Annotated in this window: 14 protein-coding genes; all 14 read right to left on the bottom strand. The window is 51.8% G+C overall.

The annotated features are described in order from the left end of the window. Positions 1 to 202: 202 nt before the first annotated feature. The 14 genes from ACR0QT_RS06165 to priA all read right to left on the bottom strand — a co-directional run bounded on the left by ACR0QT_RS06165 (position 203) and on the right by priA (position 16572). Entirely contained in the window at positions 203 to 1570 is a 1368-nt protein-coding gene (locus ACR0QT_RS06165; protein ID WP_432629962.1) for a hypothetical protein, read from the bottom strand. 117 nt (positions 1571 to 1687) lie between these two features. Continuing rightward, positions 1688 to 2977, bottom strand: a complete 1290-nt coding sequence (gene serS, locus ACR0QT_RS06160) for a serine--tRNA ligase (RefSeq protein WP_432629961.1) — start codon at positions 2975 to 2977, stop codon at positions 1688 to 1690. Between the two features lie 147 nt (positions 2978 to 3124). Then, positions 3125 to 3730, bottom strand: a complete 606-nt coding sequence (locus ACR0QT_RS06155) for an ECF transporter S component (protein WP_432629960.1) — start codon at positions 3728 to 3730, stop codon at positions 3125 to 3127. Positions 3731 to 3873: 143 nt separating this feature from the next. After that, positions 3874 to 4680 carry a thiamine diphosphokinase gene (locus tag ACR0QT_RS06150; protein ID WP_432629959.1) on the bottom strand — a complete coding sequence of 269 codons (807 nt, stop codon included), beginning with the start codon at positions 4678 to 4680 and terminating at the stop codon, positions 3874 to 3876. Beyond that, entirely contained in the window at positions 4680 to 5339 is a 660-nt protein-coding gene (gene rpe, locus ACR0QT_RS06145) for a ribulose-phosphate 3-epimerase (protein ID WP_432629958.1), read from the bottom strand. Before rpe ends, ACR0QT_RS06150 begins: the two co-directional genes overlap by 1 nt. A 214-nt stretch (positions 5340 to 5553) precedes the next feature. Next, positions 5554 to 6441 carry a ribosome small subunit-dependent GTPase A gene (rsgA, locus tag ACR0QT_RS06140; RefSeq protein ID WP_432629957.1) on the bottom strand — a complete coding sequence of 296 codons (888 nt, stop codon included), beginning with the start codon at positions 6439 to 6441 and terminating at the stop codon, positions 5554 to 5556. Between the two features lie 44 nt (positions 6442 to 6485). Beyond that, the gene (gene pknB, locus ACR0QT_RS06135; RefSeq protein WP_432629956.1) at positions 6486 to 8714 is read right to left on the bottom strand and encodes a Stk1 family PASTA domain-containing Ser/Thr kinase; all 2229 of its coding nucleotides are present in this window, start codon (positions 8712 to 8714) and stop codon (positions 6486 to 6488) included. Further along, the gene (locus tag ACR0QT_RS06130; protein ID WP_432629955.1) at positions 8711 to 9454 is read right to left on the bottom strand and encodes a Stp1/IreP family PP2C-type Ser/Thr phosphatase; all 744 of its coding nucleotides are present in this window, start codon (positions 9452 to 9454) and stop codon (positions 8711 to 8713) included. Before ACR0QT_RS06130 ends, pknB begins: the two co-directional genes overlap by 4 nt. Before the next feature lie 14 nt (positions 9455 to 9468). Continuing rightward, positions 9469 to 10518: a 23S rRNA (adenine(2503)-C(2))-methyltransferase RlmN gene (rlmN, locus tag ACR0QT_RS06125; protein ID WP_432629988.1), complete on the bottom strand. Its 1050-nt coding sequence runs from the start codon at positions 10516 to 10518 to the stop codon at positions 9469 to 9471. A gap of 113 nt (positions 10519 to 10631) precedes the next feature. Then, positions 10632 to 12116 (bottom strand): 16S rRNA (cytosine(967)-C(5))-methyltransferase RsmB, encoded by a 1485-nt coding sequence (rsmB, locus tag ACR0QT_RS06120; protein ID WP_432629954.1) that lies wholly within the window; start codon positions 12114 to 12116, stop codon positions 10632 to 10634. Next, a complete protein-coding gene (locus tag ACR0QT_RS06115; protein ID WP_432629953.1) occupies positions 12109 to 12828 on the bottom strand; it encodes a zinc metallopeptidase in 720 nt (239 codons plus the stop codon). The genes rsmB and ACR0QT_RS06115 overlap by 8 nt, the downstream gene beginning before the upstream one ends. Positions 12829 to 12836: 8 nt before the next feature. Beyond that, complete coding sequence (gene fmt / locus ACR0QT_RS06110; RefSeq protein WP_432629952.1) at positions 12837 to 13781, bottom strand: methionyl-tRNA formyltransferase; 945 nt, start codon at positions 13779 to 13781, stop codon at positions 12837 to 12839. A gap of 1 nt (position 13782) precedes the next feature. Next, positions 13783 to 14286, bottom strand: coding sequence for a peptide deformylase (def, locus tag ACR0QT_RS06105; RefSeq protein ID WP_177977460.1), 504 nt, complete (start codon positions 14284 to 14286; stop codon positions 13783 to 13785). A gap of 168 nt (positions 14287 to 14454) precedes the next feature. Beyond that, complete coding sequence (priA, locus tag ACR0QT_RS06100; protein ID WP_432629951.1) at positions 14455 to 16572, bottom strand: replication restart helicase PriA; 2118 nt, start codon at positions 16570 to 16572, stop codon at positions 14455 to 14457. Positions 16573 to 16591 lie beyond the last annotated feature (19 nt).

Genomic DNA, 16591 nt, shown 5'->3' with positions numbered 1-16591 from the left:
GCACATTCTCGCGCCGAGGCGCGGTTGCTTCGGCGACCATCTTCTCCTGCGCCGAGTGCGCATTCTTGCGGAGCGTTTTTTGTATGATAGGACGCAATTTCCTATCATACAAAAAAGAGGGGAGCCAACAACTGCCGTCTCCCCTGAATTTTTATTTGCGCGGACTCTTGCCAGATTCCTACTGGTATTCCTACTGATATTCCTACTGGTAATCGTCACCCTTTAAGTAATTGTAGAAAGCGGTGTTGACATAGCGCTCCTGCGGGGTTACCTCCACTCCGCTGTCGCCTGCAAACTCTTTGAACTTTTCTACGGTCTCATCCTTGTTCTCCGGAAGAGCGAACGGATGAATCGAGTAGATGCCATCGCTTACAACACAGTCATAGATCTGATGATAATCCTCAGAGGACATATCGGTTCTCGTTGTGCTGTAAAGCGGCTGCCACCAGGATGCATAGATCAGACCCTTTGCTTCCTCGTTGCCCTCGTTCTTCTTTGCGTAGGCATTGATCACGTCGTTGAAACGCTTGAGGTCTGCGGTCGTGTTAAACTCAAGTTTCATATCATACTCAACTGCATAAACGAGATACAGATCATCGTCAAACTGCTTTACCTCGTAAGTCGGGGTAGCCTCCGGAATCGGACCCCACTCAAGCAGGTACTGGTAGATACTGATCTTCGGCTCAAGCTGTACCTTCGCGTCGATGTTCTCGCTGTTCAGCAGACCGATCAGCTGATGAGCATGCTTGATATCAGAGTGACCATACTGAAGAGTCAGATCAGAGAGGAAACGAGCATCATAAGCAGCGGACTTGATTCCGTAACCGGTTGTTACCTGCTGTTGAACGGAATTCTTTCCGATCTCTGAGAGCTTGTCATCGTCAAAGATGATGAAGGAATTCCACGCCTGGTCAATCTTTCCGTAGATATCCGGATCGCTTGCCATGCCAAGATAGTTGCGTCCGTCACCGTTTACGTCGATGATTCTCATCAGAAGGGACTCTGCCTGTGCCTGAGTCATCGCCTCTTTCTTCACAGCGCTCTGTCCTTCCTCATCTGAGATCAGATCGGTATCCAGTGCGCAGGCAAGATAAGCCGCATACTCCTCATCAACCTCATCCTTGATGCCGTGAACAGCAAGGCGCTCCTTGACCTTGTCAGCCGGATAGCTCAGCGCAAGCTCCTCATAGTCTGCTGCGCCGACAGCTGCCTTGACTGCGGTCAGGAGATTTAAATCTCCCTCGACAGCAGGTGCCTCGTCGCCGGCAACAGTCTTGAGTGCCTCATTGAATGCAGTTGCATCCGGACCATCCTTTGAAATCTCCACTCCGTAGTACTCTTTCAGCCATGCGGAATCCGTCGCCTCAGACTTCGTCTCTGCCTTCTCTTCTTTTGCAGTCTCCGTCGTCTCCTCAGCTTTTGCACTCTCTGACTCTGCAACCGTTGTCTCGGTTGCGCTCTCTGCTGTCGTAGCCGTCGTCGATGCCGTGTTGTTTGCACAACCACCGATCACCAGAACGGACATACCCACTGCTGCCATCTGAGTCAGTTTCTGAATGGATTTTCTCATCGTCTTCCTCTCCTCTTCTTCCTTTTCTTTGGATTTGTAGTGCCTTTATCATGCACAAAAAGGGCAGAGTCACCCATTTGTATCGGATCACTCTGTCCTCTCTGTTATGATTCATTCTTATTTGTGCTTCGGAACAAGAACCTCGGTTCCACCCATGTACGGCTGAAGAACCTTCGGTACCTTTACGCTTCCGTCTGCCTGAAGGTTGTTCTCCAGGAATGCAATCAGCATACGCGGCGGAGCAACTACGGTATTGTTCAGGGTATGAGCGAAGTAACGGCCATTCTCACCCTCGATACGGATCTTTAAGCGACGAGCCTGTGCATCGCCCAGATTCGAGCAGGAACCAACCTCAAAGTACTTCTTCTGACGCGGGGACCATGCCTCTACGTCGCAGGATTTTACTTTCAGATCTGCCAGATCACCGGAACAGCACTCCAGAGTACGAACCGGGATATCCAGAGAACGGAACAGATCTACGGTGTTCTGCCACAGTTTATCGTACCAAGCCTTAGAATCCTCCGGCTTGCAGACTACGATCATCTCCTGCTTCTCGAACTGATGGATACGGTATACACCGCGCTCCTCAATTCCGTGTGCGCCCTTCTCCTTGCGGAAGCATGGAGAATAGCTCGTGAAGGTCTTCGGAAGCTCTGCCTCCGGAGTTACGGTATCGATGAACTTACCGATCATGGAGTGCTCACTCGTACCGATCAGGTACAGATCCTCACCCTCGATCTTGTACATCATTGCGTCCATCTCTGCAAAGGACATAACGCCGGTTACGACGTTGCTACGGATCATGAACGGCGGGATGCAGTAAGTGAATCCACGGTTGATCATGAAATCACGCGCATATGCCAGAACTGCGGAGTGAAGTCTTGCGATATCACCCATCAGATAGTAGAAACCGTTTCCGGCTACACGACCTGCTGCATCGAGATCAATGCCATCAAAGGTCTTCATGATGTCGGTGTGGTACGGAATCTCGAACTCCGGAACAACCGGCTCACCGAACTTCTCGATCTCAACATTCTCGCTGTCGTCCTTACCGATCGGCACACTCGGATCAATGATATTCGGAATAGTCATCATGATCTTGAGAACTTTCTCTCCAAGCTCTGCTTCCTGCTTCTCCAGCTCTGCCAGACGTGCTGCGTTTGCAGCCACCTCTGCCTTCACTGCCTCTGCCTCTTCCTTCTTGCCCTGACCCATCAGCTGACCGATCTGCTTGGACAGCTTGTTGCGGGATGCGCGGATGCTGTCTGCCTCAGCCTTTGCTGCACGGTTCTTTGCATCCAGCTCAATCACCTCGTCTACGAGCGGAAGTTTCTCGAACTGAAACTTGTTCTCGATATTTTTCTTTACGATGTCCGGATTCTCACGGACAAACTTTAAGTCTAACATCTTTTCCTCCTGTATACATCGATCCCGCGCCCTCTGTCCGGAAACCCGTCCCGGACGCTGAAACCATGAATAATATAACAATCATTCCCAAATTATACTACATTTTTACACGGTTGGAAAGGGGTTTATCTGGAAATCTGCAAATCATTAGGAAATCCGCATGAAAAGACCTGCTTTTTTCAGGACCGGACGGACTGCCATGTAAACGACACAGACCACAATCGTACCTGCAACAGCGTTGATGAAGGTCACACCTGCTGCCCATGTTGCCATGATCTTTGCTGCGTCAGACTGAACACCCAGGATGTAGTTTTTATAGAAGAATCCAACGATCGGATCGAAGATCACATTGAATCCGAGACCTGCAATCGAAGCGATCAGCGTCCACTTCAGGATGTACTTGTTGTCGTGATTCTCAGTGATGTGTGCGATATTGTGTGCGACGAAACCTGCGATCAGACCGATGCAGAGCTTTAACACGAAGGTCTTCGGTGCACTCGTGATATAGGTAGGATCAATCAGATCTGCGATCGTCATCCCCAGAGAGCCTGCCAGACCGCCGTAGCCACCGCCGAGCAGTAAGGCCGCAAGCACGCAGAATGCATTTCCGATGTGAAGCGCAGTGTAGTCGCCACCGAAGGTCGGAATCGGAATCTTTAAGTAAGTGAATGATACATAGCACAGAGCTGCCATCAGCGCAGTCAGCACCAGCTTGTATACCTTGTTGTCCTGTTTGTCTTGTCTGTTTTCCATAACTGTTCCACTCCTCTTTTGCTTTTCAGGTCACGCCTTCCTCTTAAGAATCCGTAACCTGTTTTGGTTCTCCCAATCATAGCACGCTGGTGGAGTGGCATAAATATCCAGTTTCGTATATTTTGACCAGTCCAGTTTGAATTTTAACCCCGATCTCTCGATTCCACGCAGACTAAAACACCCTTGTCGATCCAGATCTTTGCCTCATCCTGTGCAAGCTCATTGCTCAAGCAAAGTCCACTCTCCACACCTTTTTTTAAGTCCCAGCCGTGAAGCAGATACTTAAATCCTGCAAGGTGAATCCCCGTCACGCGGTCGGTGTACGGGAAGAAGGAGATGTATTTCCCCCAGACCTTTTCCCGCTCAAACTCCGCCTGATGCTCGATCAGATACAGACGATTCTGTGGATCGACAAGCTCGGCATGCACATTCTGCTCGAGACACGCGGACAACATCTGAATATTTGCAATCATGTGGTCAAGCCGTCCGCCGGTTGCCCCGAGAAAGACGATGCGACTGCATCCGAGCTCGAGCGCCCGACTTCTCGCAAGCTCCGTGTCCGTCTCATTTTTTTCCGGATGATGCTGTTCCCAGAATACAATGCGACCATCCTCCAGCTCTACCGAGCCAACCGTCTCCTCCTGACCAAACAGTTCCGCACTCTCATAGACCTGTTCTTCCAACGGTTCCTTCGACGGTCCTTCCATCGTCTCTTCGTCGGACAGACGCGCCGGAATCTTCGCCGGGCAGTACTTTTTCAAAAGCTCTTCGTCCACGGTGTCAAAGTCGCCGACAACCCAGTCCGGTTTCAGACCGAGCGCATCCGCATATTTGAGTCCCCCGTCAACGGCAATCACAAGATCAAATGTTTCCCTCTCCAAAAAGGAACGGGCGAAAGCCAGTTCCAGCTCTCCGCCCGTAACCACAAGACAGGATGGATGTTCCCTCATCACTCGTACTCCTTAAATGTCTCTAAGAATGCCTTGACATTCGCCTCTGCATCTCCCTTGAAGACTGCGGAACCTGCGACAAGAATGTTTGCTCCTGCCTTGAGAAGCTCCCCTGCATTGGCAGTCGTCACACCGCCGTCAACCTCGATATCGGTGTGAAGTCCCATCTCATCTGCCATTTTGCGCACCTCGCGCACCTTCTCCGTCGCATAGGAGATAAACTTCTGACCGCCAAATCCCGGATTGACCGACATGATCAGCACCATATCCACCTCAGGAAGAATCCACTTGAGCGTCTCAACCGGAGTTGCCGGATTGAGTGCAACGCCTGCCTTCATGCCGAGATCTTTGATCTGGTGAATCGTGCGGTCGAGATGTTTGCAGGCTTCCTGATGCACACAGATCAGATCTGCCCCTGCCGTCTTCAAATCCTGCACATAGCGTCCCGGCTCCTCCACCATCATGTGAACATCAAACACACGGTCCGTACAGGAACGAATGCTTGCAATCACCGGCATTCCAAAAGAAATGCTCGGCACAAACATGCCATCCATCACATCGATGTGAAGATACTGCGCTCCTGCCCGATCGACCTTCTGAATCTCTTCCCCGAGTTTCTTAAAATCTGCCGCTAAAAGCGACGGTGCTAAAATTGCCATGGTTCTCTCCTCTTCCCTTTCTTAGTCATTACCTTTGAAAATAAAAAAATCTTTTGTATATAGGGCGAAAAAAGGCAATAAGTCGGCGCAAACCCGTTTTCGACGTCGGTGTTTGGGTCGCGTAGTTTGCGACCTTATGCACCGCTACGTCGAAACTCGGAGCGAGAGCGTGTTTGCAAGACTTATTTTGCCTTTGGAGCCCCCTACAGTAATTTTAATATCTTCTTCTCTCTTTTTCTTTGAGTTCCTGATAGAGAATCCGATAATTCTCATAACGACTCTCACTCAGCTTCCCACTCTCGAGAGCATCCTTGACTCCGCAAACCGGCTCCCCGATGTGAACGCAGTCCGCCTGAAACTTGCAGGCATCCGCAAACGGTTCAAACTCCGGGAAGTAGTACTTGAGCGCTCCGGACTCAATATCCTCAAGATACATCGAAGAAAATCCCGGTGTATCGCAAAGATAGGTATTCTCCTCCACGCAGAACAACTCTGCATGGCGGGTCGTGTGCTTTCCTCTCTTGATCTTCTCGCTGATCGATCCCGTCTCCATCACTGCCTTCGGCAGGATCTGGTTTGTCAGCGAAGATTTGCCGACCCCGGAAGGTCCCGCAAGAATCGTCGTCTTTCCACGCAAAACTTCCCGGATTTTCTCGACACCGGCTTCCTCCCTGCTACTCACAAAGAGCACCGGATAGCCCGCCTGCTCATACGTCTTTCGGTACTCCTCCTGACGATCCTCCTCGCCGAGATCCGTCTTGTTAAAACAGATCGTGACCGGGACCTCCTGCGCCTCCATCATAATCAGGAAACGATCGAGCAGGTTCAGATTCGGCTCCGGCTGTGTGATCGCAAACACCACAAGTGCCTGATCCACATTTGCCGATGCCGGACGGACAAGCACATTTTTGCGCGGCAGAATCTCCTCGATACTGCCCTCCGCCTTCTCCTCGTCGAGAACGACAAACTCCACGTTGTCCCCGACCACCGGCTTGATGCCACGGCTTCGGAAAATTCCCTTCGCACGGCACTCATACACCGTCTCATGTCCGTCATGGACATAGTAAAATCCTGCAATTCCTTTGATAATTTTTCCTGTCATCTCTTATCTCTTCTCAACCTGCTGTATCTTTTTATCCTCTTACATCAGTCCATCGCAAAGAAGGTGAGCGGATAAATCTTTAAAATCTCTCCGCTGTCCACATTCACAACCTCAACCTGACCCTGATCGGTTCCATCCATGCTCTCAATGCTTGTAAAGCTGATCGGAAGCAGGACATTTCCGCGAATTCTCGTCGTCTGCATCAGCACTTTATAGAGCGGATTGCTGTCCGGCCCCTGGCGCAGGCGCACCATCACGCTGACGGTCGAACCACTCGCTCCCGGACCGATGAGATTGCTCGGATCATAGACCTCATTGATCGAGGCAACGTATCTCTGACGCTTGATCTGAGGACCGGTGCTGACCACATAGTCCACACTGCTTCCCGCCTCAACCTGAGTACCGGCTACTTTTGCCTGACTGATCACATGACCGGATGCCACGGACTCACTGCTCTGCTCCGTCACATCCCCGGAAATCAGTCCCGCCTCAACCAGAAGCGCATTTGCTTCCTCCTTCGTCTTTCCGGTCAGAGACGGCACATAGGCAGTCTCGACATGAGGACCACTGCTGACGTAGAGAACCACACTTCCATTTTCCTCTACCTCCTCCGGCTCGTAGCGGATCACCTGATCCTTCTCAACCGTATCGCTCTCCTCCTCAACGACGGTCACTGTCAGATTTTTGCTCTCAAGAAACGTCTTTGCCGTGCTCGCGTCGAGATCGGTCAGTTTCTGATCTCCGATCGTCAGCTCTGACAGAACAATCTTCTCAGAACCTATGCTGACAATCACCGTGACGGAAGCGCCCTTGAGAACCACACTGTCGGCAGACGGTGCCTGGCTAATCACATACCCCTTCTTGACCTCATCCGAGGAGGTGTAGGAAACCTTCATCGTCAGGAAACTTGCCTTGAGTTTCGTCTGTGCCTCTTCCTCGGTGAGGCCTCTGACATCCGGCATATAAATTTCGGTATCTTTGAGGCCATCCGCATCCGTTCTTGTCTCCATCTCTGCCTCATTCGATGCCACTGTCGTGTGAAGACCTCCAAGACCTGCATGGGAGAAGCCACCAAAGAGCTTCATCACCACAACAATGAGAACCGCCACAATGCCGATTGCGACGACAATTCCCACCCCAGCAAGAAGTCGCTCGAGCTTTGGATTCACCTCATCCTCATTTTCCTCCGGCTCTTCCTTGCGCCCTTTTCGATGTCCGTCGTAGTAATCCGAAACCTCAGAATGTCTCTGATAATGCTTTTTTGTTGATCGATCCGGATATTCGTCCGTTTTCTGCTTGGAACCACTCGACTTCGGAAACTCAATCTCATCCTCAATCAGAGATCTGTGTTTGCCGATCTCCTCAACTTCCTTACTTCCGAGCTTAATCGTCTCTCCATCTAAGGCAATCTGACTCTTCGGAGTCTTAGAAAGCGTCGCAACATGGCTCTCCGGCTGAAGAAGCACTTTTCTGAGATCTGCAATCAACTCTTTTGCACTCGCATAGCGCCTCTCCGGCATCTTCTCTGTGCACTTCTTGATAATCTGTTCAAGACTTGCCGGAACATCCGGGTTGTAGACACTCGGCGGAACCATCACATTCTCTAAATGAGCAACTGCAATCGCAACCGCATTCTCCCCGGTAAACGGCAGATATCCGGTCACCATCTCATAGATCGTGATGCCGAGCGAGTAAATATCACTTCGCTCATCGCAGAATCGCCCCTTCGCCTGCTCCGGCGAGATATAGTGAACCGATCCCATCGCCGAGGAAGTCATCGTCTGGGAGGAAACGGCACGCGCGATTCCAAAGTCCGTCACCTTGACCTTTCCATCCCTCGAAATCATGATGTTCTGAGGCTTGATGTCGCGGTGAATGATGTGCTGTTCATGCGCCGCCTCCATGCCCTGTGCGACCTGAATCGCAATGCCGATCGTCTCCTTCACCTCAAGATGACCTTTCTTGGCAATATAGCCCTTGAGCGTGATTCCCTCAATCAACTCCATCACGATATAGTGAAGCTGTCCCTCATCGATAACGTCGTAGACGCTGACGATGTTCGGGTGGGACAGTCCCGCTGCCGCCTGTGCCTCCATCTTGAACTTGCTGACAAAATTGCTGTCGTCGCAGAATTCCTCCTTGAGCACCTTGATTGCCACGAAACGGTTGAGCTTATGACATTTCGCCTTGTACACCACAGACATGCCACCAGAGCCGATCTGTTCGAGTATCTCATAACGGTCCTGCAAAAAAGTTCCCGGTCTCAGCATCATAGGCTCACCTCACTTATCTGAGGTTCTACCAGAATCACCGAGATGTTGTCCTTACCGCCACTGCGGTTTGCCGCATCCACAAGTCCCTTTGCCTTCTCGCTGATGCTCTCCTCCGCGCGGATGATATACTCCATCTCAAACTCGTCAACCATATTACTCAGACCATCCGAGCACATCAAAATCACATCCCGGCTCTTGAGCTTAAATGCGAACAGATCCGCATCGACATCCTCATCTGCGCCGATCGCACGGGTGATGATATTCTTGTTTTCGAGATAATCCCGGCTTCCGCGCTTCATCTTTCCGAGCGCGACAAGCTCCTCCACATAAGAATGGTCGCGCGTGATCTGCTCAAGCTCATCGCGCAGAAGATACAGACGGCTGTCGCCGACATTTGCGACATAGAGCACATTGCCACGAATCGTCGCAAGCACCAGCGTACTTCCGGTTCCCTTCAAGTCCTCATTCTGATTTGCAGTCTCGTAGAGTTCCCGATTGACTTTTCGGATTCCCTCCCGGATGATGCTGTGCACATCCTTATCCGGAAACGGCTGGGAGAAATACTCCGTCAGCTTCTCCACAACAAAACGGGAGGCAAAATCCCCCGCCTTGTGTCCGCCCATTCCATCTGCAACGATAAAAAGATTATCAAGAGAACCGATCGGCGTCGTCGAAGCGTATACATAGTCCTGATTCATACTGCGATTCATGCCAATATCTGTAAGCGCGCATGCCTCCATCTCCCAGTCCCTCCTTATCCTTCTTTCTCATGATCGAGATAGCTCTTTCTGAGCTGTCCGCAGGCGCCGTTGATGTCGCGCCCCATCTCTCTTCTTATCGTAACATTGATTCCATTTTTTTCAAGATAATTTTTGAAATCCTCAATCGCCTTTCTTCCGGACTGCACATAGTCGCGCTCCTTGATCGGGTTGACCGGAATCAGGTTCACATGACCGTGAAGATCCTTGATCAACGCCGTGAGGGCACGAGCCTCCTCGAGGTTGTCGTTGACTCCGCGCACAAGGCTGTACTCAAACGTCAGTCTGCGACCGGTCTTCTCAAAGTAAGTCCGGCAGGCAGAGAGCACATCTTTGAGCGCATAGCGGTTTGCGATCGGCATCAGCGTCTTTCGGACCTCGTCACTCGGTGCATGCAGAGAAAGCGCCAGCGTGATCTGAAGATCCTCCTCCGAGAGTTTCAGGATTCCCGGCACGATTCCGCAGGTCGATACCGTGATGTTTCTCTGGCTGATGTTAAGTCCCTTCTCACCCGAGAGCAGGCGCACAAAGCGGATCAGATTGTCGTAGTTGTCCATCGGCTCTCCGGAACCCATGACGACGACGTTTGAGACGCGCTCGCCCGTCAGCGTCTGAATCCGGTAAATCTGATCGAGCATCTCGGACGGAGTCAGGTTTCGCTCAAGTCCGTCAAGCGTGGACGCACAGAAGCGACAGCCCATGCGACAGCCGACCTGGGAGGAGATGCAGACGGAGTTGCCGTGATGATACTTCATCCAGACACTCTCAATCACATTTCCATCGGCAAGACCAAACAGATACTTTCTCGTTCCGTCGATCGCAGAGACCTTGACATCGACCGGCGTCAGCGCCGTCAGCGTGCAGGTCTCCTTGAGCTTCTCGCGAAGAGAGGCGGGAAGATTCGTCATCTCGTCAAAATCTGTCACGAGCTTCTCATGCATCCACTGAAAAATCTGCTTTGCACGGAAAGCCTTCTCTCCTCTCTGTCGCATCCACTCTTCCAGTTCCGGAAGATACAACGATTTGATATCTGTCTTGTTGTCCATCTCCATCTTTCTCTCGTCCAACCCTTCTATCCTTCTATTACCATTAAAAACGCTCACTCAACATTTCCGAGTTTTTATTGTTTCTATTCTCTAATTCTTTTTCAATCCGATGCTCACAGCGCTTCGTCTTCTTTTCTTCTGTACACCGAGATAAAGAATCCGTCACACGGGTATTTGCCCGGAAGAAGCTGTACATAGCCGTCCTTCAGCGACTCCTCACTCAGAACTTCCCCGAGACTGTCACTCAAATCAACCGGTTCAAACGGGAAGTTTTTAAGAATCCATTCTCTCTGCTTCTCATTCTCCTCCGGGCTGATCGTGCAGGTACTGTACACGAGCCGTCCCCCCGGCTTGACATATCTCGTAACGGTCTCAAGAATCTCTCTCTGAAGCACCGCCAGATCATGAATCTTCTCCGGTGAAGCCTGATACTTGATGTCCGGCTTCTTTCCGATGATTCCAAGCCCCGAACACGGAAGATCGGCAAGCACGAGATCGGCACCATTCTCCCACTCCGGATCAAACTCGCGCGCATCCCAGACCTCTGCCCGGATATTCGTAAATCCACTCCGGTAAATATTGTCCTCGACAAGTGCAATCTTCGACTCTGTCAGATCCCGGACAACAACCTCTCCGCTTCCTTTCAGACGATCTGCAAGGTCAAGGCTCTTTCCGCCTGGAGCCCCGCAGACATCGAGCACAAGCTCGCCTTCATGGACTCTCGAAGCCTGTCCGACAAGCGCGGAACTCGCATCCTGCACCTGAATCCAGCCATTTTCAAACGCATCCAGACTCTCGAGGTAGTCATAACCTGAGATCTGAAGCGCATGAGCAAGCAGGGGACTCTCCGTCACCGTCACGCCCTGAGCCTCAAGACTCTCGCGGATCTCTTCAAGGGAAGCCCGGTCAAGGTTACAGCGAACCGTCGTCGGCATTTCAGCTAAGAATGCCTGAAGGATCTGCTCCGTCGCCTTTGAACCGTACTGGGACTTCCAGTTCTCGATCAGCCAGTCCGGCATCGAATACTTCCTCTCCCAATCCGGGAAATCAAACTCCTCTTTTCGGCGGGAAACCGAGCGAAGCACACCGTTTACAAAACCTTTGAGCCCTGCAAAGTGACGCTTCTGTGCCAAATTGACCGCCTCACTGCAAACGGCGCGGTCCGGAATTCGGTCCATCCAGAGCATCTGGTAGACCGACATCCGAAGGATCGTGCGGATCACCGGCTTCATCTTCTTCACCTTTGTGTTCGAGCACAGATCGAGCACCCCATCGATCGTGATCAGACGCTCAATCGTGCCCTCAACCGTGCGCGTGATGAAGGCGCGGTCGGATTTTGGCAGATACTGGTACTTCTCGAGCGCCTGACGAAGCACGACATGGCTGTGCTGTCCCTTCTCAAGAATCTCAAGGAGAATGTCTAAAATCAGCTCTCTCGTCTGCGTCGGAGCCTTCGCCGTTGCAGACTTCGCTGTCTTTTCCGTCTTTGCTGTCCCCGTCTTCGCCGTCGTCTTCTTCGCTCTCGTATTCTTCGCAGTCACAGTCTTTGTCGTCGCAGGTCTTCCCGCCGTGGTCTTTTTGTTTCCGTCTCTAGTCATCTCGTCTTCTTCCTCCGAACAGAATGATCAGACGCAGAAGTTGCAGAAGCGAAACGGCAACCGCTGCCACATACGTCAGTGCTGCCGCACCGAGCACCTTTCTCGTCTGTCCGACCTCATCACCCCGAAGAATTCCAAGGCTGTCGAGCAGGCGCACGGCTCTCGCGGACGCATTGAACTCAACCGGAAGCGTGATCACCTGAAACAGGACTGCAAGCACAAACATCCAGATTCCAAGCTCGACAAACGGAGTCATACCGATCAGCACGCCGAGTATGATTGCCGGCATCGCGAGCTTGCTTCCAAGATTTGCAACCGGCACAAATGCAGAGCGCAGACGAAGCGGGACATAGCCCACATTGTCCTGAATCGCGTGACCGCACTCATGCGCTGCGACTCCGATCGCAGAGACTGAAGTCTGGTTGTACACGGACTCCGAGAGATTGACGGTCTTCGTCCGCGGATCATAATGATCGGTGAGACTTCCACTAATCGGCTGAACCGTCACATCATAGATTCCTTGCGAATGTAAGAGCTGTCTTGCGACCTCCGCTCCCGTCATCCCGGTCATACTGCGAACGCGCGCATACTTGCGAAACGTTCCATTGACATGGGCGGACGCCCAGAATGAAAGCACGGCGCCGATCAGAACAAGGATCATCGTCGGGTCCCAGTACATTCCATAGTATCCATATCCACCGTAATAAGGCATGTAATTCATTACTCCTTTCCGACTCTGCTTCCCACTTCCACGGGATATCCGCGCAGGAAGGAAGCCACATCCATCCGCTTCTTGCCCTCAAGCTGAAGACTGCAAATTTTTAACACGCCGTCTCCGGTCTGAATCGTGAGCGTGTCGTGATCTGCCTCAAGCACATCTGCCGGCTCGCCTTTTTTCGCATCTGCGGACTGAGGAAGCACCTCTGCCTCCCAGATCTTTAACATCTTTCCGTTCCAGTGTGTGTAAGCACTCGGCCACGGATTTAAACCACGCACAAGGCGCTCAATTGCAACCGCAGACATCGTCCAGTCGATCTCTCCCATCGACTTCGGGATCTTCTTCACATAGGTCGCCTGTGCATCGTCCTGAGGCACTGCCTGAATCGTGCCAGCCTCAAGTTTGTCGAGCGTCGAGAGAATCAGATCTCCTCCCATCAGGCTCAAACGGTCAAACAGACTTCCGCCCGTCTCCTTTTTATCGAGCTTAATGACTGCCGTCTCAAGAATATCGCCGGTGTCCATTCCCGCTGCCATCTGCATCGTCGTGATACCGGTCTCCTCATCGCCGTTGATGACTGCCCACTGAATCGGAGAAGCTCCGCGGTACTTCGGAAGCAGGGAAGCATGGATATTCACACAGCCAAACTTCGGAAGGTCGAGAAGTTCCTGGCTCAAAATCTGTCCAAACGCAATGACAACCATCACATCCGGATTCAGCGCCCGCATCTGCTCGACAAAGGACTCCTCTCGCGCTCTGACCGGCTGATAGACCGGAATCTCATGCTTTAATGCACACTCCTTGACCGGAGACATCTGAATCGCATTTCCGCGTCCCTTCGGCTTATCCGGCTGGGTCACCACACCGACAACCTCATGGCGGGAGGAAATTAATGTCTCAAGCGTCGGAACGGAAAAGTCCGGCGTTCCCATAAATACAATTCTCATCTTAGTCCTCCATTTCCGGAATCACAGAGATCTCTTCCTCGTCTGCGGTCGTATCCATCAGCTCACCCTCAACGCGCTCCACATAGAGGTGACCGTGCAGATGATCGCACTCATGGCAGATGCAACGGGCGAGAAGCTCGTCTCCCTCAAGCTCAAACTGCTCCATGTTCTCATCGTAGGCGCGAACCTTGACGTGATTCGGACGGGTTACCTGACCGGACTTGTTCGGAACACTCAAGCATCCCTCCGGACCGGTCTGGCTTCCGCTCTCCTCGATGATCTCCGGATTGATCAGCACATACTGGTTGCCGTCATCCACATCCATAACGATGATCTGCTTTAAGATTCCGACCTGCGGAGCCGCAAGACCGACACCGTTCGCCTCGTACATCGTCTCAAACATATCCTCGATCAGTTCTCTCGTCCGATCGGTCATCTCCTTCACCGGCTTACACTCTTTATTTAAAATTTCGTCTCCAATGACTCTGATCTGTCTGATTGCCATTTTCTTTACGCTTCCTTTCTCTTCTCTTTTCTTCTGCAATTTAATCTTATAAATTTATAAAACGAAAACCCACTAAAACTTATAAAATTTGAACCTGTAAACAAAAACTTATAAGGCTGAAACTTATAAGACTGAAACTTATAAAATCCAAATTTATGAAACTCCAAGTTATGAAAAATCATACTGGATCGTCAGCCGTCTGCAACTGTCTGTCTCGTCCCAGCGCGTCTGAACATATTTTTGGATTTTTATTAGTATATCATAATTTTGTTGTTTCATATATAAAATTTTTCTGTAAATATCATTAACTTTGTAGACCGGAGCCGGAACCGGCCCGATCACGATCGTCTGATCCCCGAAATGCTTCTGCACCGCCATTGCGATCGAATCCATGATCCGCGCAAGCAGTTCCTCCTCTTTTCCCGCAGTCTGGATACTCAGCATATGGCAGGCAGGCGGGTAATGCATGAGTCTGCGAAACCGCATCTCCTGGCGGAAAAATTCGCCGTAATCCTGGCGCGATGCCGTCTGAATCGTGTAGTGATCCGGCATATACGTCTGAATCACCGCGATTCCGGGCTTTTCGGCACGTCCCGCGCGCCCCGAAGCCTGCACGAGAAGCTGGAACGTCCGCTCCGCACTCCGGTAATCCGGCGCGTAGAGGGAGACATCGGCTGCGAGAATCCCGACGAGCGTCACATCCGGAAAATCATGCCCTTTGACGATCATCTGTGTCCCGATCAGGATGTCCGCCTGATGTTTCGAGAATGCGGACAGAATCTTCTCATGACCGCCCTTTTTTGAGGTCGTGTCAAGATCCATCCGAAGAATCCGGGCTTTCGGAAACATCTTTCCCGCCATCTCCTCGATTTTCTGCGTCCCGACCCCGAAGCCCGCCAGATACGAGGAACCGCAGGTCGGACAGGTCTTTGGCATCGCGATCGTGTAGCCACAGTAATGGCAGACGAGGCGCGAGTGATGGTGAAGTGTCAGCGAGACATCGCAGTGCGGGCATTTGACTGCCTCCCCGCACGAACGGCAGGAGACAAAGTTTGAGTATCCTCTGCGATTCATAAACAGCATGATCTGCTCATTCTTTTCAAGGCGATCCTCGATCAACTGCTGAAGCCTCCGGCTGAAAATCGAGCGGTTTCCATCTGCCATCTCCTGACGCAGATCGACGACCTCCGTGACCGCAAGTGTCTTTGCGACCGCGCGGTGCGGAAGTTCAAGCAAGCGGTAAATCCCGACTCTCGCCTTCTCATAAGCCTCGACCGACGGGGTTGCAGAACCCATGACGAACATTGCGTCGTGCATGCGCGCAAGGTGCTCTGCAACCTCTCTCGCATGATACCGCGGGGTGACCTCACTCTTGTACGCGCCCTCCTGCTCCTCATCCATCACGATGAGTCCGAGATTTGCAAACGGTGTGAAGAGTGCGGACCTTGCACCGATCATGATGTCGGTCTCCCCTCGCCTTGCGCGCTCAAACTGGTCAAACCTCTCTCCCTCGGAGAGTCTTGAGTGCATCACGCAGACCCGGTCACCGAACCGGCGGTAAAACCGCATCACCGTCTGGTACGTCAGCGAGATCTCCGGAATCAGCACAATGACCTGACGCCCCGAGCGGAGCACGTAATCAATCATCTCCATGTAGACTTCGGTCTTTCCGCTTCCGGTGACTCCGTAGAGCAGAAACGGCTTTCTCTCGCCCTCATCGTAGTACGCCTGAAAGATGTCGACCGCGTCCTGCTGATCCTCGTTGAGCACAACCGTCCCCGGCGATTTCTGCGCTCCCTCTCCCCCGTTCTGATTTTCCGATTCACTCTGTATTCCCAAATCGTCCGGACTTGAACCCTCAAGACCTACTGACCCTTTTTGATTTAAACTCTCTGCGATCGGAATCCCGGTCACCGACTGCACGACATTCTTGTTCCGCGCTTTGACCTTGCGCTTGACCGGAAGCACGGTCTTTAATGCCTGATTCATCGTCGAGCCGTAACGCTCTTTCATCCACCATGCAAGCTCAATGAGTTTTGAGTCCGCGGTCACTCCCCTCTCGGGAATCGAGTCGATCGCCTTGATCTTTGTCACCTCATAGTCCGCGTGGTCTGTGATCTCGACGACATAGCCTTTTCTAAGTCGGTTCCCCGAACCAAAAGGAACGCAGACCTGCGTCCCGATCCGGACCTGCCCGAGAAGATTCTCGGGAATCCGGTACTGAAACACACGGTCTACGTTTTCATGAGAAATATCTATAATAATACTGGCATACAAATCTGCCATTCATTCACCTCTTTTTGCT

Origin of the sequence: Brotaphodocola sp. (genome assembly GCF_050873365.1) — a bacterium.
Taxonomy (GTDB): domain Bacteria; phylum Bacillota; class Clostridia; order Lachnospirales; family Lachnospiraceae; genus Brotaphodocola.
Note: the sequence above shows the minus strand (reverse complement) of the source record. Positions and strands in the feature narration are given on the sequence as shown.